This is a genomic window from Bradyrhizobium roseum (assembly GCF_030413175.1).
In the GTDB taxonomy this organism is placed as follows: domain Bacteria; phylum Pseudomonadota; class Alphaproteobacteria; order Rhizobiales; family Xanthobacteraceae; genus Bradyrhizobium; species Bradyrhizobium roseum.
The window spans coordinates 2,893,762-2,916,281 of sequence record NZ_CP129212.1; the positions used below are offsets into that span (position 1 = coordinate 2,893,762).

The window sequence follows — 22,520 nt, forward strand, 5'->3', positions numbered from 1 at the left end:
GTTGCTTTGCGGCACGGATCAATCCTTGCGGGGTTTTCTAACGGAAGTGCGACCGGCGGAGCGCGCCAAGCTTATGCGGAGCGTCCGCGTCATGCCAGCGCCTCGTGTTTCTGCGCAAAGCCCGGCTGATCGAAGAAACGCCGCCCCGGGATCGCGTCAAGCAGGTCGCGCGTATAGGCCTCACGCGGGTTGGTAAACACGGCCGAGGTCGGGCCTTCTTCGACGATGCGGCCATGCTGCAGCACGATCACGCGGTCGGCGATTTCGGCGGCGATGCGCAGGTCGTGCGTGATGAAGATCATCGCCAGCCGCATCTCGCGCCGCAGCTCGGCGAGCAGTGCCAGCACCTGCGCCTGGACCGACACGTCGAGCGCTGATACCGCCTCGTCGGCGATCAGCACTTTCGGCCGCAGCGCGAGCGCGCGGGCAATACAGATGCGCTGGCGCTGGCCGCCGGAGAATTCGTGCGGATAGCGATCCGCGGCCGAAGGTGTCAGCCCGACACGGGCCAGCAATTGCCGCGCCTGCGCCATCGCCTCCGTGCGCGGGGTGCCGTAGGCCATCGGGCCACGCGCCACGGCATCGCCGACTTTCTGGCGCGGATCGAGGCTGGAAAACGGGTCCTGAAAGATGATCTGCAGCCCGCGACGCGCCAGCCGCAGCGCCTCGCCGTGCAACTGCCGCAGGTCCTCGTTGCCGAGCCGGATCGCGCCGGAATCCGGCTCCGTCAGCCGCATCACCATGCGGCCCAGCGTCGATTTGCCGGAACCGGATTCGCCGACAACAGCCAGCGTTTCGCCCTCGTGCAGCGTCAGCGAGATGCCGTCGGCGGCGACCACTTCGCGCGGCGGCTGAAACCAGCCGCGCTTGACGCGAAAGGTCTTGCGCAGGTCCACGATGTCGAGCAGCGGCGCGGTCTGCGCGGCGGTCTCCCGATGTTTTACCCGCGCTTTAGGTACCGCATCGATCAGTTCGCGCGTATAGGCCTCGCGCGGGTGGCGCAGCACTTCCTCGACGGTGCCGTGCTCGACCACCTTGCCGTGGCGCAGCACGACGACGCGATCGGCGACGTCGGCCACGACGCCGAAATCATGGGTGATCAGCAGCACGCCCATGCCGCGGTCGCGCCGGAGATCGTCGATCAGACGCAGGATCTGGCGCTGGGTGGTGACGTCGAGCGCCGTCGTCGGCTCGTCCGCAATCAGCAGCGCGGGCTGGTTCGACATTGCCATCGCAATCATGACGCGCTGGCGCTGGCCGCCGGAGAGTTCGAACGGATAGCTGTTGGCGAGCTGCGGCGGGTTCGGCAGTCCAACCTGGGTCAGGAGCTCCAGCACCCGGGCCTTGATCTCGGCGGTGGACGGTGCCGGGCTCTGATGCGTGAGGATTGTCTCCTCGATCTGTTCGCCGACGCGCTTCAATGGATTGAGCGACGACAGCGGTTCCTGAAATATCATGGCAGCCTCGCCACCGCGCAGCCGGCGCAGCGCGCGGCGGTCGAGCTTGGCCGTATCATGCCCTGCAACCTTCACGGCGCCGGATACGATGTCGACGCCCTTCGGCAACAGCGAGAGGATCGCATGGGCGATCATCGATTTGCCCGAGCCGGATTCGCCGACCAGGCAGACGACTTCGTTGCGCTGGATCGCGAACGAGACCTGCTCGACCGCGAACGGCCGGTCGCCGCCCTCGGGCAGCGCGATGGAGAGATTTTCGACGGAGAGCACGGATGGGGAGGGCTGCATGCCTTTGTCCGTCATGCCCGCCGCCTTGAGATTCGCGGGTTGAGCACGTCAGACAGTCCTTCACCGAACAAGTTGATCGCAAGCACGGTGAACAGGATCGCGAGGCCGGGAAAGACGCTCATCCACCAGGCCTGCCGTATCACGGTGCGCCCGGCGCCGATCATGAAACCCCAGGACATCAGGTTGGGATCGCCAAGTCCCATGAAGGAGAGGGCGCTTTCCAGCAGGATCGCCGTCGCCACCGTCAGCGATACCACGACCAGAATCGGCGAGATCGCGTTCGGCAGGATGTGACCGAGCACGATGCGGGCCGTGCTCTCACCCTGGCACAAGGCGGCCTCGACGAACTCGCGCCCGCGCAGTTTCAGGAATTCGGCGCGCGTCAGCCGTGCCAGCGGCGGCCAGCTCACTGCGCCGATGGTGAGGATGATGGTGAGCAGCGAAGGGCTGAAGGTCGCAACCAGCAGGATCGCCAGGATGAAGGCGGGAACGGTCTGGAACATCTCCGTCACCCGCATCAGCACCAGATCGACCTTGCCGCCGAAATAGCCGGAGATAGCGCCGATCACGACGCCGATCGTCATGGCGGCCAGTGCGGACGCAACGCCGATCAGCAGCGAGACGCGCGCGCCGTGGGCCACGCCCGCCGCGACGTCGCGGCCGAGCGTATCGCCGCCGAGCCACATGCCGTCCTCGCCGGGCGGCGCAAAGGGCGTGCCGCTCATTTCCCACGGCGAGACCGGGAAGACCCAGGGCGCCGTGATCGCAACGACCAGCACGATGATCAACAGGACGAGTCCCGCCATTCCGCTCGGGTGCCGCAAGAAGGCTCTGAGGGCGTCCATCAGGCGGCTTCCGTCGTCATGCGGGGATCGATCAGGCGGTAGATCAGGTCGGTCACGAGGTTGAGCGCGATGACAATGATCGACAAGATCAGGAAGATGCCGAGCAGCACCGGATAGTCGCGCTGCAGCACGGCCTCGAAGGTGAGCCGGCCGAGGCCCGGCCAGGCGAACACGGTCTCGATCACCACCGCGCCGCCGACGAGCGCGCCCGCCTGCATGCCGGCCACCGTCACCACCGGCACCAGCGCGTTGCGCAGCATGTGGCCGACGACGATCCGAGCCGGGGCGAGCCCCTTGGCCCGCGCCGTCTTGATGAAATCCTGGTGCGATACCTCGATGATCGAGGAGCGCATCAGGCGGGCGTAGATCGCGAGATAGATCGCGGCAAGCGACATGACCGGCATGATCATGTGTTTGGCGATATCGAGTACGCGCTCGATCGACGTCATCTTCGCGTTGATCGTCTCGTATCCGAATGGCGGCAACCAGCCGAGCGTCACCGAGAAGACGAGCACGAGCATCAGCCCCAGCCAGAAGACCGGCGTGGCGTAGAGCAGCAGCGATAGCACGGTGAACAGCGTGTCGACGATGCTGCCGGCTGCCAGCCCCGCCAGCGCGCCGAGCGTCGTGCCGATCAGCAGCGCGAGGCAGAACGCGGTGAGCGTGAGCAGCAGCGTCGCCGGCAGCCGCTCCAGGATGAGGTCGAGGACCGGCCGGCGCTGGCGATAGGAATAGCCGAGGTCCAGCGTAAGCACGCGCCCGAGATGGCTGGCGAGTTGCACCAGATACGGCTTATCGAGCCCGTATTCCTTGCGCAGATCGTCGAGGATCTTCGGGTCAGCGCCGCCCGACTGCCCGGCCATCACCATGGCCGGATCGCCCGGTGCTGCGCGGACCAGCACGAAGTTGAAGGTGGCGATGACAAGGATCACGGCGACGAGCCGCGCCACCCACGTGACGATCAAGAGCGCGATCCGCGCGGCGCTCCTGGTCCCCGTCACGATTTGTAGACCGCGCCGAAGGTCTCGTGTGAGCCGATCCCCGTTGTCACGATGTTCTTGAACGCCTTGTCGTAGATGATCGGGTATTCGAGCTCCAGCGTCCAGGCGACCGGCACGTCCTCGACGAGGATCTGCTGGACCTTGGAATAGAGTTCCTGCCGCTTGGCCTCGTCGAGCGCGACGGCGGCTTCTTCGAACAGCTTGTCGACCTCGGGGTTGGAATAGCCCTGGGTGTTCGAGAACAGAATGCCCTTCTTGATGTTCGACGAGATATAGGTTCGGGCGACGCCGAGCGCGGGATCGCCGAGCTGATAGAGCAGGTTCTGGGTCATCTCGTAGTCCCAGTTGCCGACCTTCTCGGCCCAGCCGGCCATGTCGGTGCCGACCAGAACCAGATCAATGCCGGCCTTGGAAAAACTCTGGCGGAAGAATTCGCCGGCGCGCTGATAGACCTCGCCATAGGGTGGTACCAGGTACTTGATCTCGGCCCGCTTGCCGTTGGCGCCGGGCTTCAGGCCCATCTCGTCGAGCAGCTTGGTGGCCTTTTCAACCGAAAATTCGTAGCGCTTGACCTTGCCGTCATAGAAACGGGTCTTCGACGAGATCGGACCGGTAGCGATCTTGGCGTTGCCGAAATAGATCCGCTTGTTCATCGCTTCGCGGTCGATCAGGTGCATGATCGCCTGCCGGAAGCGCTTGTCATTCATGGGAGCTATGCGGTTGTTCATCTCGAGCCACTGATGCGGCGCGAAATACTCATAACCCTTGGTGGTGAATTCGAGATTCTTCTGTGACTTGAAGCGCTGGACATCGAAGAACTCGATGTCGGACCATTGCACGAGTTGCACGGTACCGTTCTCGAGCGCCAGCGCGCGCGAGGCGCCGTCCGGGATGATACGGTAGACGATCTCGTCGAGATAGGGCTCGTCCTTGCGGTAGTAGCCGTCGTGACGGACGAGATGCACATGCGAGCCGCGCACCCATTCCTTCAGCTTGAACGGGCCGGTGCCGATCGCCTTGTCGTTCATCGGGTTCTTGCGGAATTCCGTGCCCTCGTAGATGTGCTTGGGCACGATCGGCGCCGAGGTGCAGTCGAAGCAGCCGAGGAACGGCGCAAAAGGCTGCTTCAGCTTGAAGACGACCGTCAGCGGGTCGGGCGCCTCGGCCGATGCGACGCGGGCAAAGTTCTGCCGCGCGCGCGGATGGGTTTCCGTCAGCACCTTCATGCAGCTGAACACCACGTCCTCCGACGTCATCGGCTTGCCATCGTGGAAGGTGATCCCCGGGAACAGCTTGAACGTATAGGTCAGGCCGTCGGGCGAAATTTCCCAGGATTGCGCCAGGCCCGGCATCGGCTTCAGGTCGGCGCCGTATTTCAAAAGGCTCTCGTAGATCTTGCCACCGAGCGTCAGCGTCGGCTGCTGCTGGTTGAACGCCGTGACGAGGATCGGCGGTTCGGGCTGGATGATGGTGTTGAGCGTGCCGCCCCTGGTCTGACCGGCCGCCCTGGTGATGCCGAGCGGGATGGCCGCACCCGCAGCCAGCATCGCAGCAGTGAATTCGCGCCTGTTCATGGACCAACCCCTTCGGTTTCGGATGGCGTATCGTGACCGAGGCGCGGGTTCCGTGCTACAGGGAAGGGGACAGCGATCATCGCGATCGGGCCAAGTGGCCCGGAAGATGCATAAGGCCATGAGAAGAACAGGCACCTCCGATCCAGAGTTCAGATGAATATCAACGTAAGAGTACCTGCGACGCCAGCCGCCGACGCCAGTTTCGAACGCCTTTGCCATAAGCGGTGCGGGCCGCAGGCCGCGGCCACCTATGCCGGACATTTGCAGACCCAGAAGCGGCCCGTCGTGGCGATGGCGGCGACTTACCCGTCCGAGAGCATGAGCACGCGGCATGCGCACCGGCGCGGCCAGTTCATCCTGCAGACCACCGGTGTCACCTCGATGATGACCGAGCGCGGCAATTTCGTCATTCCGCCGGGCCATGGCCTGTGGATTCCCGCAGGCGTTGTGCATCAGTCGCGCGCCTGGGGCGACGCTGATGTCCAGACCATCTATGTTGAGCCGGACCGGGTGCCGAGCTACCCGGCGACCTGCCGGCTGATCCGCACGTCGTCGCTGCTTGACGCATTGATGGACGAGACGGTCCGGATGCCGGTAGATTACGACGAGGGGGGGCGCGACGGACGGTTGGTCGATCTCCTGCTCGGCGAGATCGCCCGCATGCCCGAGATATTGCTGCACGTGCCGATCCCGCAGGATCCAAGGCTCGCCAGGATTTGCGAGGCCGTCATCGCCGACACCAGTGCAGACCTTACGCTCGACGATTGGGCCGACCGCAGCGGCATCAGCCGGCGCACGTTGACGCGGATGTTCCGCCGCGAAACCGGCCAAAGCTTTTCGGCCTGGCGCCAGCGCGTCCGGTTGCTGGAAGCGCTCGCCCGCCTCGGTGCAGGCGAGTCCGTCACCAACGTTGCGCTCGATGTCGGCTATGAGAGCCCGAGCGCCTTCACGGCGATGTTCCGCCGCGAACTTGGCGCCGCGCCACGCCGCTATCTGCGCTGGACCGAGACCGAGGTCGTGCTGCGATAACCGTCAGACCGGCAGTTGAGCGAGTATCCGCGCAATTTCAACCGATGCGTAGACTAGGCCATCGATGCAATGCGGCTCGCGGCATTTGCGGGCGCCTGGTTGTGGCGTAATTGTTGCGATGTCAGGGCGGGCACAACGAGAGATATCGCTTGCCGGGCAGAGACTCGCTCAGGCGCTGAATTGCGCATGGTAATGATGCAATTGCGGCGCTCGCTGCATGGCGCAATTCATAATCTCGCCCGATTGGCGCACCAGTTGTTCTGCGACAAAACCGTGTTTGGCGGCGAAAGTGGCCGACTCGGGAAGACCGCAGTCTCTGACCGTTCGACTGTCATGGATCGGCTGTTTGTCAGGGGAAAGTCATGTGGTCGCGCAGCCTGCTGGTCCTGAATCCATTGATTCCGAAAAAGGCCAAGCCGCGCGACAGCGACGCTGATGGCGATGCGGCCGCCGAAAAGCCGGTCGCGTCGGAAACGCAGACGGCGCCGCTGCCCGGTGCTAACTTCGAACGCACGCTCGTCAATGCCGTTCTCTCCGGCGAGGCGGGGGCGGCCAACCGATTTCTCGAACACGTCTCGACGGCCCTGTGGTCGATCGTCGTCAAACTGGTCGGCGATGGTGCGGATGGGGAAGCCGCGTTCCTTCACATCGTCGCTTCGCTGAAGGCTGAAGATTACGCGCGGCTGCGCGGCTTCGACGGCCGCTCCCGGCTTACGACGTATTTGTCGCTCGTCGTTCGCGATGTTCTCGCCGACCAACTGGCGGGACAATTCAGCAGGGCTCCGCATGAGGCATGGCAGCGATTTTCACGTTACTTCGAGACCGACATTCGAAGCCGCATTGGCAGGCAATGGCCGAGCAAACTCGGCAGGGCCAGTCGGGAGGACGCCTATCAAGAGGTATGCCTCAAGCTGATCGAGGATGATTTTCGCCGCATTCGCGCCTACGGAGGCCGCGGCAGCTTCACCGGCTATATCCTGACCGTGGTCGATCGTATCCTAATCGATCTCGTGCGCCGGGAACTGCCGCGACGGCGCCTGCCGGCGTTGGTCGCGAGGTCGGCGCCGCTCGACCAGGCGATCTATGCAGCCGTGGTGTGGGAGGGATGTCCGCAGGACGCCGTTCGCCTTGCCGAAGCCTTGCGCGGCAGGCTGGAACAACATCCCACGATCGCTGAGATCGCCGGATCGGTCGCGCGACTTGCAAATATGGTGAGGCTGGAACGCGCGCCCCCCGCCACCGAGGCCATCTCGCTGGATATGCTGCTTGGGGAAGGCGGCGCCCTTTCAATTTCAGAGTCGTCGCCGACGCCTGAGGACTATTTGCTCCTCTTCGAGGAAGAACAGCGTCGCTCGGCGTTCGTCGCTGCCGTCAACGCGGCGGCGGAGAAGCTCCCGACCGACGAACGATTATACCTTCAGATCCTGTTTTCGGCGAATGAGCCATTGCCGGCACGCGGCGTTGCCAAGCTGATGGGCTGTCCGGTCGAGGAAGTCTATCGTTTGAAGCAGCGTAGCCAAAAGTGGTTGAAAGAAATTACGCTACAAACGCAAAAAAACTCCGATATGTCCGTCTAGACATGGGTACTGGGACCCTCACCCGATGATCGAACGCCTCAGTCAGGAATCGGCGTCTGTGCCGGACGAGGACGACGGCCGTTCGGCCCGGCGCCAGATGCTTGAGCTGCTTCGCGCGCATCTATCGCAGGCCGTTTCGGAGGGCTTGGAGCCTTCTTCCGTTTCAGCTCAATGGAGCGAGATCGACAACGCACAAATCGCCGCGTTTCTCGACGGTTCTCTGCCGCGAGCGGAGTGGGATGCCGTTGTCGCAAGACTGGTGAACGATCCGGCGTCCCGCGCGGAGCTGTCTGCCGCGGTGGCATTGCTCGATGATATCCAGGCGCAGCCGGCGACAGTCCCGGCGGGCTTGATGGGGCGGGCCGCCAGCATGCTTGCCGAGCCGGCGCAGGACCGGCCCTCCGTTTCGGCGGCGACGATTGCGCCCGCCTCCTGGTATCGGCGCACGCTTGTGTGGCCCGGATTTGCGCTCGCGATCCTGGTCGTTACGGCGGTGCCGACGGTCTGGAACGTGGTCGGCGGCCGGACGACCGCGGTCGAGCAGGGCGGATCAGGTGACACATTCGGCCGCGGGATCGCGGTGGCTCCACCCAGTCCGACCCGGAAAAAAGATGCGCAGTCGTGCGTCGACGCGAACGACACACCCACACCGGGAGCCGAGCGTCGGAGCGAAACGTCGGCCGAAAATGATGATCGATGCCGGCCGAAGCCGCCGGGAGCCGGCCAGCCGGAGCGCGCCGCTCCGGCGCGATCGAACTGATCCGCAGTTCAAACGAAAGTGGTTCTTGCCGCAGTGCGTTGCGAGGGCGGTTTGGGCACGAGAGCGGCGGAAGCGACTTCAGATCAGAAATAGTTGGCGACCTGCCAAAACTGAAATCCTGTCCGTCTGCTCCAGTGTGCCACACAAGCACTCACCCTGTAAGGAGCAAGAGATAATGCGTTATACAATGACGAAGGCCGTGGTCGGATCGCGCTTGAGCACGCGTAAGGCGCTGCTTGTCGTGCATCTGACGGCCGCGGCTTTGTTCGTGATCGCCATGACCGGGACTGCGCGCGCGCAGAGCACCGGGGTAGCTGCCTGCGACGATTTCCTGCAGAAATACGATACCTGCGTCACGTCGAAACTTCCCGAGGCGCAGCGTGCGACCTACAAGGCGCAGCTCGACCAGACGCGGAAGATGTGGGTCGATATGGCAAAAAATCCATCCGCGAAGGCGACCATGGAAGGGTCGTGCAAGCAGACGATGGACGCGATCAAGGCCTCGCTGCAAAGTTTCGGCTGCTCGTTCTGAAGTAGCCGCGAAGAACCTGCATTCATTCAGCTGAAGCATGATCCGGAAAAGCCCATCGGACTACGGTCCGGTGGGTGAATGCCGCATTTCAGAAATCGTGCGCCCCGATGGCGCGGCCTATCGTGACGTAATCTCCCGGCAACGCGCCTCACGCAATCCCGTCAAGGCATCGCGCTTCAGCAGTATCGGGCAGGTGTTGCCAAGGTAGTAGCTGTCGCCAGTCTCGCGCGCGACCTGGGCCACGACCGAAGGGCCGAGGGTTTTCCAGCAGGCTTCGGTCAGCGCGCCCGCCGCCTTCGCCTCATTCCAGTCGGGCGGCCTGCCGAGGGCGGCAATGACGGCGGTCGAAAGGTCCGGGTCGGTGCAGACCGCGGCATCCGTGTTGGCCGGTGCTTCGATCGCTATGGCGAAAAACGGCGCGGCGGCCGAGCGGTTGAGCTTGCGTCCGATGAGGCGGGCGGCATCGCGCGCGAGGTCGGCGCGCGCCGTGCCGACGCTATTGGGCGTCGCGCGCACGAAATCCTCTAGTCCCCGGCGGCAGTCGGCGAGCGTTGTTCCGTACGCCTGCTCGAGGCAGTCGCCGAATGCCGACAGGCCGATCGACGCGCGCACGGTCTGGAATTTCGGGTTCTCGCTCAAGACCTGAAACGTCGTGGTATAGTGATCGAGCGCTGCGAGCCGATCGCCGAACGGGCGCGCCGACGTGGCCAGCGGCGTCAGTTCGCCGATCGCGGCCTGTTCGGCCAGTGAAGCCCAGTGTGCGTCGCGCGCCGTCGGTTTTACATTCGTCAGCTGGCCGCGGAGTTCGCTCCAGCTCTTTGCAGCTGCCAACGCGTCTAGCTCCGCGAACACGGGATCGGTCGAAGGCGCCGGCAGGGCCTCCGTGGCGCGCTTGTCGACATCGCCGAGCAGGGCCGCGGTTGCCGCTGGCGCTGGGTCCACGGGCTTGATGCGTCCGCTCGGGTTGAGAACGATCTCGCCGACAACCTGGTCGTAATAGGCCGGCGTCTGGTCGCTGCCGGCGCTCGCCGCCATTTGCCGCACGTCGATTTGCATACGCTTGGCGATCTGCACCAGCGTCAGGTCCGGCTCGGCCAGCCGGCGGATGAAGTTTCGCGTGAACACGGAGTTCGAGGCTTTGTCCGCGTTGGAGAGCCGGTCGAGCGCGACCTGCTTGGAGCCGGCGGAGAACATGATGAACACGCCCTCGGCGGGCGTCATCGCGGCGAGTCCGCCGCTGCCCCTGATGCCGCGCCCGCCCGCCCGGTCGAACGGGTTGTTGCGGCAGGCGTCGAGCACGAGCACGGCGGTGCGGGCGCCGCGTTCCTGCAGCCGGTCGATGACCCGACTGGCTGGAAATGCGGAATCGCGGATCAATTCCTCCTGCCCCTCGCGCACCTCCGGGATGTCGGTCGGCAGCAAATAGTTCTGTCCGCGGATCTCAAAACCGTGGCCGGCGAAGAAGAACAGCGCGATATCGCCCGGCTCGATCGCCTTGTCGAAGGCGAGCAGGGCCTCGCTCATGGCGCGCCGCGACTGGTTCTCGGCGATGATCACCGAGAAGCCCAGCCCGCGCAGCGCAGCGCCGACCGCGCGCGCGTCGTTGACGGCGGTCTGCAGCCGCCCGACGTTCTGATAGGCGTTGTTGCCGATCAGGAGGGCGACGCGCTTTTCCGCGTGGGCGGCCGTGGCGAAGCCTAACGTGACGCCCAGCGCCAGGATCGCGAGGCATGAACTTATTCTCAACATGGATGCTCTCGTCGATCCGCTGGGGGAAATCATGGAGGGGCCGGCTTTTCAGCAAGCGGCAGGGGCAGGGTGCGTCCGCAATGGCGCGTCATCGCGCTCCAGTCTGCTGTCGAATATGGCTTTTCTGAAACATCGGTGTACCCATCGGGGCAGGGCCCGATGGGTGTGGTTTCCGATCTCGCCCTAGGCGATGCGATAGAGAAACGTGGCAACGATCGTCCATACGCCGAGAACGATCGCGGCATAGCCGAGCATGGTCTGATAAGGGACGATGGCGACCCTGATCTGCTCGCCGCGCTGCGCGGCGCTGTCATTGTGGCTGAATATGAACTTCGTCAGCAGGGCATAGCCGAGTAGCAGGCCGAGCGTCGCATTGATGACGCCTGTCGCGAGGTAGGTCAGCCACCAGACCGGCACATAGGTGAACCAGTTCAGGTTGATGATCGCATTGATGATGATCCAGGCGCCCCACAGGCAGGTGATGAATCCGAACCATCCCTGGTAAGGCACCATCTTGTCGATATACGCCTGCGCGTCCGGACGCCTCGCAACGATGCTCGAAGCGGCCGCCAGCGCGCCGAGTGCGAGCAAAATCAGACCAGTGATCAGACCTGACATGGGAATCCTCTCTTTCTTGACAACATATTGCACCGTGTTGCTGTGATACTTCGAGACGGCCCGCGGCCGCCGACACCACATCACGATAGAAGGACGGACGGCCGGGCAGTTTTCTGCGCGCCGGCCTGCAATCAAAACGCGCTTCGGAATTGAGTTGGTTACAAAAGATCTCCGATGGCGGATTTCAGCCGCGTCGAGGACGGCCGGCCGGTGATGGCCTCGCCGGCGTCGATCTCCACGATCAGCCTGTCGCCGTCGAGGCGGATGCCGGACTGGTCGGCGGCGCGGATGACGACGTGCCGCAGTTTCGCCGCGATGACCTCGCGGGCGATCGGCGAGGTGAGCATTTCGGTCAGCGTTATCCCGGTGACGGCGACCGCGTCCGCCAGGCCGGACCATTCGGCAGCCTCGGCCGCCAGGCCGGGCGCTTCGAGCGAGACCTTGAGGTCAGGCGCGCCCGCGCGCTCCAGCTTGCGCCCGAGCGAATCGGCCGCGCTCTCGGCCTGCTCTTTGGTCGCCTTCTTGACGGCGAGCGGCGCGGCGTCCTGGTCGCGAATGGCATCCGCCGAGCCGCCAGATAACTTGTCGCTGAATATCAGGATGCGGCCAGTTTCGTAGATCCTGAGAACCGAGACGCCGTCGTCGCGCTTGAGCGTCACCGAATTGTAGGGCGCGGGCTCCGTGGTCAGGGCCAGGATTTCGTCGGAGCCGTCGAAGCGCAGCTTGATCGGCGTGCCCATGCGGTCGATCACAAAGCCGACCAGTCCGTTGCCGGTGCTGTAGTGCCCGATGCGAAGCGGGGGGCCGGTCTCGGCGGCAAGGGCGGCATGGTTGACGATCAAACCGAGAATGGCGCCGCCGACGATCGCGCGGAAACGTCCGGACATTGCAGACCTCACGGCATCGCGACAAGCCGCGGAATGCGGTGTCCTGATGGGCGCGGCGAGAAATGGGAAGCAAATGCGGAGGTTTTGCGGCCTGCGCGCATGCTGAACGCGGCGCATTGTTGTCGAGAATATTTTCGGAAGGCGGCCGCGGGAAAATGGCCGCCGCTGTCCGTCTATCCCTAGGTTCGCCACAGTGGCCGGACACGTCAGTGCATGCGGGATGTGCATACGAACATCCAATTCGGAGTCATTCGCCATGAATTTTCACGTCGGCGGCGCCCTTGTCGCGCTCTTGATCATCTCCTCGGTCGCGGTCGCGCAAACGCTGAAGGACAAGGAATATTTCGCGGAGCAGGAGAAGCATCTCGCGGGAGAGGTGACCTTCACCAACGAGCGCTGCGGCAACGCTCTCACAGCGAAGTTCGACTGGTCGAGACCGCCGGCGCCTGAGGACCGGAAGACCTACAGCGCCTATGGCTATTGCAGCGCGGCGCTCGAAGCCATGCGACGCGTCTGTGAGTCCAAGGCCGGGAAAGAGGCCGTCCAGCAGAAGATCAAGAGCCTGACCTGCAGCTTCGGACCGCAGCGCACGGTCATCTTGAAGGACAGCGCGGTCGAGTACGAGGTCAATTTCAATTCGAGCAACGACGCCGATTACGTATTCGAGTATCTGCAGAATAATTTGTAAGCGCCTGGAGTCTGCCTGGTAGCGAAGCAGTTCGTCTCACAACCTTTGACGCATTGACGAGCATGAGGTTCGCGATGTCGTCCGGCGACGCGCGGGCGCGGCGGCAGCTTCCGAGGCATGGAGGATGGGCTTCGCATAAAGATATCGCCGGCTAGTTCCGGATGATGCCGAGTATATGGACGCCCACCTCGGCAACGGCCTGCCGCTCAGCGCTCGTTTCGCATATACGGACTTCGCTCGGACGCAATTTTCAATGCGGGATCATCGGCGAGGAGACGCAGGGTTTCTGTTGTCTGCGGGCTCGCGCCAGGCGGATGGCCGCGCAGGCCCCACATCCCGACGCCGATCGTGAGCGTGGCGGCGCAAATTGCGATGAAGTCTTTTGTCATTGCCGGCCTCCATGAAGGCAGCCGTGCTGATAAGATGCCAATGTTGCGGTTCCCGCCACAGGCAAATGCCGATGGCAGGGGTGCCCGGGGCGAATGCGCTATCGCCACATCCCGCGCATGCGGGCGCCGATATCGAGCTTCGGTCCCTGGCTGGCGGCACGTGCCGCGGCACCGACCGGTGCCAGAGGCCAGGCCGTGCGCTCGAACAGTCCGAGCAGTTTTTCGGGGATGAAGCGCGTCCTGGAGGCATAGAGGTGGCGATCGCCGTTGGCGTGCTGGCCGTGGACGAAGAAGCGCTGTGGAACGATCAGGTGCAAGTCGTCCTTGGCGCGGGTCATGGCGACGTAGAGCAGGCGGCGTTCCTCCTCGATCTCGGCGGAGGTGCCGGCGCCGAGATCGGACGGCATGCAGCCGTCGACGGCGTTGAGCAGATAGACCGACTTCCACTCCTGGCCCTTGGCGGAGTGGATCGTCGACAGGATCAGGTAATCCTCGTCGAGCAGCGGCACGCCGGCCTGGTCGCTGGTGGCGTCCGGCGGATCGAGCGTCAATTCGGTGAGGAAGCGTTCGCGCGAGGGATAGCCGGACGCGATCATTTCGAGCTGGATCAGGTCGGCCCGCCGCGTCTCGGCGTCCTCGTGGATGCGGTCGAGATGCGGTTCGTACCAGAGGCGGGCGCGCTCGAGATCGACCGGCCATTCCGAATAACGCAGATTGCCCAAGGCTTCGACGAAGTTTTTCCAGCTTTCGCCGGTGCGCGCGGGGGTTGCCAGCGCTGCGAGGGCGCCGATCGGATCGGCCGCCTCGGCCATATGGTCGAGCACGCGCTGCGCGGTGGCCGACCCGATGCCGGGCAGCAGGTGCAACAACCGGAAACCCGCGACGCGGTCGCGCGGATTTTCGACGAAGCGCAGCAAGGCCAGCATGTCCTTGATATGGGCGGCATCGAGAAATTTCAGCCCGCCGAATTTGACGAACGGAATGTTCCGGCGCGTCAGTTCGATTTCGAGCGGGCCGGAGTGGCTCGAGGTCCGGAACAGCACCGCCTGTTCCTTGAAGCGCGTGCCCGACTCGCGGTTCTCCAGAATGCGCTCGACGATGAAGCGCGCCTGGTCGGCCTCGTCGCGCACGGTGACGAGTTGCGGTTTTGCGGCGGACGTCCGTTCGGTCCAGAGGTTTTTGGTAAAGCGCTCTCTGGCCAGGCCGATGACGCCGTTGGCAGCGGCGAGAATGGTTTGCGTCGAGCGATAATTGCGGTCCAGCGTGATGATGCTGGCGGGCGGCGAAAACTGACCGGGAAAGTCCAGAATGTTGCGCACGGTCGCGGCGCGGAACGAATAGATCGATTGGGCATCGTCGCCCACGACGGTGAGGCCACGGCCTCCGGGCTTCAGCGCCAAGAGGATTGAGGATTGCAGGCGGTTGGTGTCCTGATATTCGTCGACCAGGACGTGGTCGAAGCGGCCGCCGATATCATCGGCCAAAGCGGCGTCGCCGACCATCTGCGCCCAATAGAGCAGCAGGTCGTCGTAATCGAGCACGTTCTGCTTCAGCTTGGCCTCGACATAGCAAGCGAACAGCTCCTTGAGTTCGGCGGCCCAGCCGGAACACCATGGATAGGATGCGCCGATGACCTGCTCGATCGGCATCTCGGCGTTGACGCAGCGCGAGTAGATCGAGAGGCAGGTGCCTTTGGTCGGGAACCGGCTCTCGGTTTTCGAAAAACCTTTCTCATGCCTGACCAGGTTCATCAGGTCGGCGGAGTCTTCGCGGTCGTGAATCGTAAACGCAGGGTCGATGCCGATCTGCTCGGCATATTCGCGCAGCAGCCGGGCGCCGATGCCGTGATAGGTGCCGGCCCAGCTCAGCGCGTCGGTCATCACGCCGGCATTGTCGCCCATCACCTTGCGCGCGATGCGTTCGACGCGCCGCGTCATCTCGGAAGCGGCGCGGCGGGAAAACGTCATCAGCAGGATCCGCCTGGGATCGGCGCCCTGAACGATTAGATGGGCGACCCGATGGGCGAGGGTGTTGGTTTTGCCCGATCCCGCGCCCGCAATCACCAGCAGCGGCGCCGCCGCCAATCCGCCCGCAGCGCCGTGTTCGACGGCGCGGCGCTGCTCGGGATTGAGCGTGTCGAGGTAGGTGGCTGCTGTTAGCACCGTGCGCGTCCGTTCATGATCCGAATCGGAGAGACGGTCGGTGATTCCCGCCTTGGTCGCAACCTGCGAAATGCCGTTTGAAATCAATAGCGACCGTTGGCTATGATTGGCGGAACCAATTTTGAAGAAAGTGCCATCATGCCCGTCGATACCTCCGCCGCCACCGACCGTCTCATGCGTTTCCTCGCCGTCGAAGGCGTCACCGGCAAGGAGGCGACGATCGGGCAGGACCTCCGCGCGACGCTACAGGAGGTCGGTGTACCGGCGGAGGCGATCCGGCTCGACGACGCCAACACCCGGATCCCGGTGCCGACCGAGACCGGCAACCTGATCGTCGATCTGCCGGGGAAGGGGGCCATGCACAACCAGCCGCGTATCATGTTCATGACCCACATGGACACCGTGCCGCTGTGCGCCGGCGCCAGGCCGAAGGTAAAGGGCCGCAAGATCGTCAACGAGGCCAAGACCGCGCTCGGCGGCGACAACCGCTGCGGCTGCGGTGTGCTGGTCACGCTGGCGGCGGAACTGGCGAAGCAGAACCTCGATCATCCGCCGATCACCCTGCTGTTCTGCGTACGCGAGGAGAGCGGGCTCTATGGGGCACGGTACGTCAAGACCGAAGAACTCGGCTCGCCGACCATGGCGTTCAACTACGACGGCGGCGCCGCCTCCAACGTCACGATCGGCGCCGTCGGCGCGGACCGCTGGGAGGTCGAGATCTTCGGCCGCGCCTCGCATGCCGGCGTCGCGCCGGAGCGCGGCATCAGTTCGACGATGATTCTGGCGCTGGCGCTGGCTGATGTGAAGGCGGGCGGCTGGTTCGGCAAAGTGGTCAAGCGCAAGCTGCAGGGCACCAGCAATGTCGGTCCCGTCACCGGCGGCGAGGGAAGGCCGGCTGGCGACGCCACCAATGTCGTGACCGACTATGTCCATGTCCGCGGCGAAAGCCGCAGTCATGACAGCAAGTTCTTCAGGGAAATCACCAAAGCCTACAAGGCGGCGTTCGAGAAGGCAGCCAAGCGCGTCACCAACAGCGACGGCAAGCCGGGCAAGGTCAAGTTCAAGGCCGAGACCGACTATCATCCGTTCCGCATGAAGGAGAACCTGCCGGTGGTCAAACGCGCGGTCGCGGCGGTGTCCGAAATCGGGGCCAGGCCGAACATCCGCGCCGCCAATGGCGGGCTGGACGCCAACTGGATGGTCCGCCATGGCGTTCCCACGGTGACGTTCGGTGCGGGGCAGAATGAGCCGCACACGATCGACGAGTGGATCAATCTCGATGAGTACGACCGTGCCTGCGCGCTGGCGGTCCAACTCGCGACGATGCGATAGGCGCGCCGCGCGAGTCGGCTCGCGCCGCAACAGGATGGGAAGCGATCGACGTCGCTGCACTCAATGATTGCAGAGGGATAAATTTCGCGCAGATTTTTCGGAAGAAGACGTCGTTGGTAACCATGTTGCGACGTGCGCGCGGATTCGCCACAAAAAGACTCAGATTAAAGCGCAATATCGGCGAGCAGGGTTGAAACCCTGCGCGTCTGCGCGCATAGCGCACAAAAAAATCAAAAAAATGGGCATGGACACACAAGGGGGACCGCAATGCGGGCAATCAACGATTCACGTCGGTACTTCATAGAAGAAGCACGTTCCCGTTCGGGAGAAGCCGTACGCCGGCTTTTGGGCGCGCCTAGTGCGGCAACCGTGCTGCTGCTTGCCGCGATGGCAGGACCGGCTTTCGCGCAGGGCGCTCCGGCGTCGAGTGCCAACGAGATCCGGATCGGCAACACCGTGCCCTATACCGGCCCGGCTTCTGCCTATGGCGTGATCGGCAAGGTGCTGGCGGCCTATTTCGACAAGGTCAACGCCGAGGGTGGCATCAACGGCCGCAAGATCAACTTCATTTCCTATGACGACGCCTACAATCCCACCAAGACGATGGAGCTGACGCGAAAGCTCGTCGAGGAAGACAATGTTCTCTTTATTCTCGCGAGCCTCGGCACCAACACCAGCCAGGCCGTCCATCCCTATCTGAACGCGAAGAAGGTGCCGCAGCTTTTCGTCGCTTCGGGAGCGACGATGTGGGACCAGCCGCGCGAGTTTCCCTGGACCATGGGCTTCCTGCCCAGCTACCAGACCGAAGCGCACATCTATTCGCAATACATCCTGGAGAACCATCCGCGCGGCAAGATCGCGGTGCTCTATCAGGACGACGGCTTCGGCAAGGACTATCTGAAAGGTCTCAGGGACGGCCTCGGCGGCAAGGTGCCGATCGTGGCGGAGGCGCCCTACAAGGTGACCGACGCCAGCATCGACGCCCAGATCGCCAAGCTGAAGGCCTCGGGCGCCGACATCTTCATGCAGTTCACGACGCCGAAATTCGCCACCATGGCGATCAAGCGGAATGCCGAAATCGGCTGGAAGCCGGTGCATTTCCTGGCCTCGGTGTCGGAATCGGTTTCGTCTGTCATGGCGCCGGCCGGCATCGAGAACGCCGAAGGCATCATGTCGGCGATGTACCGTCTCGAAGGCGAGGATGCGCAGGCCGCAGGGCCCGCGGTGTTCCGCGAGTGGAGCGCCTTCATGGAGCGCTACGTGCCGAGCGTCAGCAAGGCGAACGGCCAGGCGGTCTACGCCTATCTCAACGCCCGGCTGGTCATGGAGGTGCTGAAGATGTGCGGCGACGACCTGTCGCGCGAGAACATCATGAAGCAGGCCCGCTCGATCAAGGGTCTGCAGATTCCGATGATGGTGCCGGGCATCCTGATCAACACCAGCCCTTCCGACCACGCGACCATCGAGCAGATGCGCATGATGCGCTTCACCAACGGCCACTGGCAGTTCTTCGGGCCGGTGCGCAGCGGCATCGATCCGGGGACGGTCAGCGATTCCTTCAAGACGCTGTTCAAGTACGGCACGGCCACCAAGCGCGATCTGGCCAACCAGCTCAACGCCAACACGGTGAGCCTGATGACCGGCTCGTTCGGCTCGACCTACGCGCAGGTCGGCGCCGATCTGGCCTCGGTGCTCGACAACGGGACGGCGCTGCGAATCCTGCCGGTGATGGGCCGCGGCTCGGTGCAGGCGGTGTCCGACATCCTGCTGCTGCGCGGCGTCGACGCCGGCATCGTGCGCAAGGACACGCTGTCCTATCTGGACCGCAAGGACTTTGCCAAGGACATCCGCAACCAGTTCGTCTATGTCGCCAAGATGTTCAACGAGGAGATGCACGTTCTCGCGCCGAGGACGATCAAGAGCGTGCGCGATCTCGACGGCAAGACCGTGGTGGTCGATCTGCCCGACAGTTCGACCTTCGTGACGGCGATCAACGTGTTCGAGCAACTCGGCATCCGTCCGCACCTCGTCTATCAGGAGCCGCGGCTGGCGATCGACCAATTGCGCAAGGGGGAGGTCGACGCGATCGTGGCGATCGAAGGCAAGCCGGTGCAATGGCTGAACCAGATCACGGACCGCAATCTGCATCTGGTGCCGGTCGAGTACGCCAAGAACCTGCAGGAGGAATATCTGCCCTCCAAGCTCTCGTCGCAGGACTATCCGAACCTGGTGGCGGATGGCGCCTTGATCGAGACGATTGCGGCCGAAGCCGTACTGGCGTCGTATAACTGGGCGCCGAACAGCGACCGCTATCGCCGGCTCGCGCTGCTGGTGGACACCATGTTCGATAAGGTGACGCAGCTGCAGCGTCCGCCGTTCCATCCGAAGTGGAAGGAAATGGCGCCGCGCGCCACGGTATCGGGGTGGACACGCTTCAAAGCGGCGCAGGAATGGCTCGATCGCAACATGCCCGCGAGCGCGTCGGTGTCGGCCGCATCCGGCGCCGTATCGCAACAGCCGCCAGCTGCCATCCTCGCCCCGCAGGACCGCGATCCGCTGTACCGCGAATTCCTGGAGTGGCGCGCCAGCCGCGCCAAGGCGGCTGGCAGCCGCTAACCACAGGTATCTTCCACGCGCGACGGCCCGCCGCATGGCGGGCCGTTTTGCTGGTGCGGAGGCGCGATTTGCTTGTCTGTGGTGCGACCGCATTGTCGGATTTGCCTGACCCAGGGAAAAATTGCATTGGTGAAAAAATGCAATTAGGCCGTGTCTCAATGTTCGTGCCTTCCACGCAAATGTCGTAAAATTGTCGCGGTTGGGCACATGTTCGAATAACCGGGCAAAACACTTGGCCTTGACACAAAATCAATCCAATTGAGACACATTGTCAGCGACTAGTGCTGAAACGGTGGCGGCTCGCTGCTAAAAATCTCACAAACGTATCTTTAAAAAAGGGGCAAGCGGATGCGGCTTCTCGTCGATACTCATTGGGCAAAGGCGCCATATTTCGGGCTTGCCGCCCGTCGCGGTCTGAGCCGGTTATTGACTGCGCCTCTGCGCAGCACCGCGCTGGCGCTGGCGGCGATGGCCGGTCTGGCAATGGGTGACCGCGCGCATGCAGCTCCGCCGGCTGCCAACGAAATCCGCATCGGCATTACGTCGCCTCTCACCGGGCCGGCGACGGCCTACGGCGTCATCGGCAAGGTCATCGCGGCCTATTTCGACAAGATCAACGCCGAAGGCGGCATCAACGGCCGCAGGGTCAACGCGATCATCTATGACGATGCCTATGACCCGATCAAGGTCATGGAGGTGACCCGCAAGCTGGTCGAGGACGACCAGGTTCTGTTCACCATGGGCACCGTGGGCACCAACACCAATGCGGCGATCCAGCCTTATCTGAACTCGAAGAAGGTACCGCAGCTCTTTGCCTTGACGGGCGCAGCGGCGTGGGACCAGCCGCAGGAGTTTCCCTGGACCATGGGCTTCCTGCCGACCTACATCGCCGAAGCCACGATCTATGCGCAATATATTCTCGAGAACCACCCCCGCAGCCGGATCGCTGTCCTCTACCAGGACGACGGCATGGGCAAGGAATATCTCAAGGGCCTGAAGGACGGTCTTGGCGGCAAGGTGCCGATCATCGCCGAAGCCGCCTACAAGGTGAGCGACCCCAACATCGAGACTCAGCTGGCCAAGCTGAAGGCCTCGGGCGCCGATGTCTTCGTCCAGTTCACCACGCCGAAATTCGCCACCATGGCGATCAAGCGAAACGCCGAACTCGGCTGGCGGCCGAACCATTTCGTCGCCTCGGTCTCCAATTCCTATACCGCCGTGATGCAGCCGGCCGGTCCGCAAAACGCGGAAGGCGTGATGTCGGCGGCCTACCGGCTCGAGGGCGAGGACGCGGCCGGTGCCGGCGAGGCGGCGTTCCGGGAATGGAACGCCTTTATGCAGCGCTACGTGCCGAGCATCAGCAAGACCAACGGCCAGGCCGTGCTCGGCTACCTCGTCAGTCGGACGGTCGTCGAGGTGCTGAAGAACTGCGGCGACGACCTGTCGCGCGAGAACATCATGAAGCAGGCCCGTCTGCTCAAGGGCCTCCAGCTGCCGATGATGGTGCAGGGCATTTTGCTCAACACCAGCCCGTCGGACCATGCCCCGATCGAGCAGATGCGGATGATGCGCTTCACCAACGGCCAGTGGCAGCATTTCGGCCCGGTGCGCAGCGGCATCGATCCAGGCGCGGTCAGCGATTCCTTCAAGACCATCTTCAAATACGGCACCGCCACCAAGAAGGACCTCGCCAACCAGCTCAACGCCAACACGGTCAGCCTGGTGACCGGCTCGTTCGGCTCGACCTACGCCCAGGTCGGGGCCGATCTGGCCTCGGTGCTCGACAACGGCACCAACCTGCGGATCCTGCCGGTGATGGGCCGCGGCTCGGTGCAGGCGGTGTCGGACATCCTGCTGCTGCGCGGCGTCGACGCCGGCATCGTGCGCAAGGACACGCTGTCCTATCTGGACCGCAAGGACTTTGCCAAGGACATCCGCAACCAGTTCGTCTATGTCGCCAAGATGTTCAACGAGGAGATGCACGTTCTCGCGCCGAGGACGATCCAGAGCATCCGCGATCTCGACGGCAAGACCGTGGTGGTGGACTTGCCCGACAGCTCGACCTTCGTGACGGCGATCAACGTGTTCGAGCGGCTCGGCATCCGTCCGCACCTCGTCTACCAGGAGCCGCGGCTCGCCGTGGACCAGCTTCGCAAGGGCGAGGTCGACGCGATCGTGGCGATCGAGGGCAAGCCGCTGCAATGGCTGAGCCAGATCAACGATCGCAATCTGCATCTGGTGCCGGTCGAATACGCCAAGAACCTGCAGGACGAATATCTGCCCTCCAAGCTGTCGTCGCAGGACTATCCGAACCTGGTGGCGGACGGCAGCTCGGTCGAGACGATTGCTGCCGAAGCGGTGCTTGCCGCCTACAACTGGCCTGCGAACAGCGACCGCTATCGCCGGCTCGCGCTCCTGGTGGACACCATGTTCGACAAGGTCGCGCAGCTGCAGCGTCCGCCGTTCCATCCCAAGTGGAAGGAAATGGCGTTGCGGGCAACCGTCACCGGCTGGACCCGCTTCGCAGCGGCGCAGCAATGGCTCGACCGCAACATGCCGATGCCGGGGAGCCCGGCCATATCGGCGGCGTCTGGCGCTGTACTGTCGCCTCAGCCGTCGGCGGCGCCGGCTCCCACCGCCTTCCAATCACAGGAGCGCAGCGATCCGCTGTATCGCGAATTCCTGGAGTGGCGGGCCGGCCGCGCCAAGGCCAGCCCCAACCGCTGATCGGAACGGCCGATACCAAGGCTTAATGCTAGAGACGGCCCGCTTCGGCGGGCCGTTTGCTTTTGGGACAAAGGCGCGGCAACCCTGGCGAGGGCCGTCGTGAAGCGAGCGAGTGCTGCGCGGCGCAAGCATGGACGACCGAGTCATGCGGCCAGGACTCGCCGACTTCTCCCATGGGTTGCATATGCAATCAGGGGGTGTGCAACTATTCGCCGGTACGACTGAGCTCTCGTCGACGGGATGTGCTGTATTGTCGCGGCATAAACACACAATCGACCGATACAGCGCT

The 22,520-nt window shown here is 63.7% G+C and carries 17 protein-coding genes; 8 read left to right on the top strand and 9 right to left on the bottom strand.

Translation table 11 applies throughout. The features are described 5' to 3' along the window. Positions 1-89: 89 nt before the first annotated feature. The 4 genes from QUH67_RS13675 to QUH67_RS13690 are packed head-to-tail and all read right to left on the bottom strand — an operon-like array spanning position 90 to position 5,165. Positions 90-1,760, bottom strand: coding sequence for a dipeptide ABC transporter ATP-binding protein (locus QUH67_RS13675; protein WP_300947201.1), 1,671 nt, complete (start codon positions 1,758-1,760; stop codon positions 90-92). Beyond that, the gene (locus QUH67_RS13680) at positions 1,757-2,590 is read right to left on the bottom strand and encodes an ABC transporter permease (protein ID WP_300947202.1); all 834 of its coding nucleotides are present in this window, start codon (positions 2,588-2,590) and stop codon (positions 1,757-1,759) included. The genes QUH67_RS13675 and QUH67_RS13680 overlap by 4 nt, the downstream gene beginning before the upstream one ends. After that, positions 2,590-3,591, bottom strand: a complete 1,002-nt coding sequence (locus QUH67_RS13685; RefSeq protein ID WP_300947203.1) for an ABC transporter permease — start codon at positions 3,589-3,591, stop codon at positions 2,590-2,592. Before QUH67_RS13685 ends, QUH67_RS13680 begins: the two co-directional genes overlap by 1 nt. Further along, positions 3,588-5,165 carry an ABC transporter substrate-binding protein gene (locus QUH67_RS13690; protein ID WP_300947204.1) on the bottom strand — a complete coding sequence of 526 codons (1,578 nt, stop codon included), beginning with the start codon at positions 5,163-5,165 and terminating at the stop codon, positions 3,588-3,590. The genes QUH67_RS13685 and QUH67_RS13690 overlap by 4 nt, the downstream gene beginning before the upstream one ends. 153 nt (positions 5,166-5,318) lie before the next feature. Between QUH67_RS13690 and QUH67_RS13695 the strand changes: the two genes are divergently transcribed. The 4 genes from QUH67_RS13695 (at position 5,319) to QUH67_RS13710 (ending at position 9,063) form a co-directional block, all read left to right on the top strand. After that, positions 5,319-6,194 (top strand): AraC family transcriptional regulator, encoded by an 876-nt coding sequence (locus QUH67_RS13695; protein ID WP_300947205.1) that lies wholly within the window; start codon positions 5,319-5,321, stop codon positions 6,192-6,194. A gap of 362 nt (positions 6,195-6,556) precedes the next feature. Beyond that, positions 6,557-7,771, top strand: coding sequence for a sigma-70 family RNA polymerase sigma factor (locus QUH67_RS13700; protein WP_300947206.1), 1,215 nt, complete (start codon positions 6,557-6,559; stop codon positions 7,769-7,771). A 25-nt stretch (positions 7,772-7,796) separates the two neighbouring features. Then, positions 7,797-8,531, top strand: a complete 735-nt coding sequence (locus QUH67_RS13705) for an anti-sigma factor (protein WP_300947207.1) — start codon at positions 7,797-7,799, stop codon at positions 8,529-8,531. Positions 8,532-8,745: 214 nt separating this feature from the next. Then, a complete protein-coding gene (locus QUH67_RS13710) occupies positions 8,746-9,063 on the top strand; it encodes a hypothetical protein (RefSeq protein ID WP_300947209.1) in 318 nt (105 codons plus the stop codon). A gap of 117 nt (positions 9,064-9,180) precedes the next feature. Here the strand turns inward: QUH67_RS13710 and QUH67_RS13715 are convergent, their stop codons facing one another. The 3 genes from QUH67_RS13715 to QUH67_RS13725 form a co-directional block, all read right to left on the bottom strand. Then, entirely contained in the window at positions 9,181-10,812 is a 1,632-nt protein-coding gene (locus QUH67_RS13715) for a caspase family protein (protein WP_300947210.1), read from the bottom strand. Between the two features lie 183 nt (positions 10,813-10,995). Next, complete coding sequence (locus tag QUH67_RS13720) at positions 10,996-11,430, bottom strand: hypothetical protein (protein ID WP_300947211.1); 435 nt, start codon at positions 11,428-11,430, stop codon at positions 10,996-10,998. A 158-nt stretch (positions 11,431-11,588) separates the two neighbouring features. After that, positions 11,589-12,317 carry a DUF4908 domain-containing protein gene (locus QUH67_RS13725; protein ID WP_300947212.1) on the bottom strand — a complete coding sequence of 243 codons (729 nt, stop codon included), beginning with the start codon at positions 12,315-12,317 and terminating at the stop codon, positions 11,589-11,591. Positions 12,318-12,573: 256 nt separating this feature from the next. On the opposite strand from QUH67_RS13725, the gene QUH67_RS13730 reads away from it, so the two are divergent. Then, a complete protein-coding gene (locus QUH67_RS13730) occupies positions 12,574-13,005 on the top strand; it encodes a hypothetical protein (RefSeq protein WP_300947213.1) in 432 nt (143 codons plus the stop codon). 206 nt (positions 13,006-13,211) lie between these two features. Here QUH67_RS13730 and QUH67_RS13735 read toward each other — a convergent pair whose 3' ends face one another. Both QUH67_RS13735 and QUH67_RS13740 read right to left on the bottom strand, forming a co-directional pair. Further along, positions 13,212-13,394 (bottom strand): hypothetical protein, encoded by a 183-nt coding sequence (locus QUH67_RS13735; protein WP_300947214.1) that lies wholly within the window; start codon positions 13,392-13,394, stop codon positions 13,212-13,214. A gap of 98 nt (positions 13,395-13,492) precedes the next feature. Beyond that, the gene (locus QUH67_RS13740; protein ID WP_300947215.1) at positions 13,493-15,556 is read right to left on the bottom strand and encodes an ATP-dependent helicase; all 2,064 of its coding nucleotides are present in this window, start codon (positions 15,554-15,556) and stop codon (positions 13,493-13,495) included. Positions 15,557-15,694: 138 nt separating this feature from the next. On the opposite strand from QUH67_RS13740, the gene QUH67_RS13745 reads away from it, so the two are divergent. From QUH67_RS13745 to QUH67_RS13755, 3 genes are all read left to right on the top strand, one after another. Further along, positions 15,695-16,888: a M20/M25/M40 family metallo-hydrolase gene (locus QUH67_RS13745; RefSeq protein ID WP_300947216.1), complete on the top strand. Its 1,194-nt coding sequence runs from the start codon at positions 15,695-15,697 to the stop codon at positions 16,886-16,888. A gap of 369 nt (positions 16,889-17,257) precedes the next feature. Continuing rightward, positions 17,258-19,504, top strand: a complete 2,247-nt coding sequence (locus QUH67_RS13750; RefSeq protein ID WP_320416138.1) for an ABC transporter substrate-binding protein — start codon at positions 17,258-17,260, stop codon at positions 19,502-19,504. A gap of 426 nt (positions 19,505-19,930) precedes the next feature. Further along, complete coding sequence (locus QUH67_RS13755; RefSeq protein ID WP_320416139.1) at positions 19,931-22,231, top strand: ABC transporter substrate-binding protein; 2,301 nt, start codon at positions 19,931-19,933, stop codon at positions 22,229-22,231. Positions 22,232-22,520: the final 289 nt, after the last annotated feature.

Bases quoted from the DNA above. Each gene is read 5' to 3' on its own strand.
- QUH67_RS13675 (WP_300947201.1), bottom strand. From the start codon at position 1,760: ATGACGGACAAAGGCATGCAGCCCTCCCCATCCGTGCTCTCCGTCGAA.
- QUH67_RS13680 (WP_300947202.1), bottom strand. From the start codon at position 2,590: ATGGACGCCCTCAGAGCCTTCTTGCGGCACCCGAGCGGAATGGCGGGA.
- QUH67_RS13690 (WP_300947204.1), bottom strand. From the start codon at position 5,165: ATGAACAGGCGCGAATTCACTGCTGCGATGCTGGCTGCGGGTGCGGCC.
- QUH67_RS13695 (WP_300947205.1), top strand. From the start codon at position 5,319: ATGAATATCAACGTAAGAGTACCTGCGACGCCAGCCGCCGACGCCAGT.
- QUH67_RS13700 (WP_300947206.1), top strand. From the start codon at position 6,557: ATGTGGTCGCGCAGCCTGCTGGTCCTGAATCCATTGATTCCGAAAAAG.
- QUH67_RS13705 (WP_300947207.1), top strand. From the start codon at position 7,797: ATGATCGAACGCCTCAGTCAGGAATCGGCGTCTGTGCCGGACGAGGAC.
- QUH67_RS13715 (WP_300947210.1), bottom strand. From the start codon at position 10,812: ATGTTGAGAATAAGTTCATGCCTCGCGATCCTGGCGCTGGGCGTCACG.
- QUH67_RS13720 (WP_300947211.1), bottom strand. From the start codon at position 11,430: ATGTCAGGTCTGATCACTGGTCTGATTTTGCTCGCACTCGGCGCGCTG.
- QUH67_RS13725 (WP_300947212.1), bottom strand. From the start codon at position 12,317: ATGTCCGGACGTTTCCGCGCGATCGTCGGCGGCGCCATTCTCGGTTTG.
- QUH67_RS13730 (WP_300947213.1), top strand. From the start codon at position 12,574: ATGAATTTTCACGTCGGCGGCGCCCTTGTCGCGCTCTTGATCATCTCC.
- QUH67_RS13735 (WP_300947214.1), bottom strand. From the start codon at position 13,394: ATGACAAAAGACTTCATCGCAATTTGCGCCGCCACGCTCACGATCGGC.
- QUH67_RS13745 (WP_300947216.1), top strand. From the start codon at position 15,695: ATGCCCGTCGATACCTCCGCCGCCACCGACCGTCTCATGCGTTTCCTC.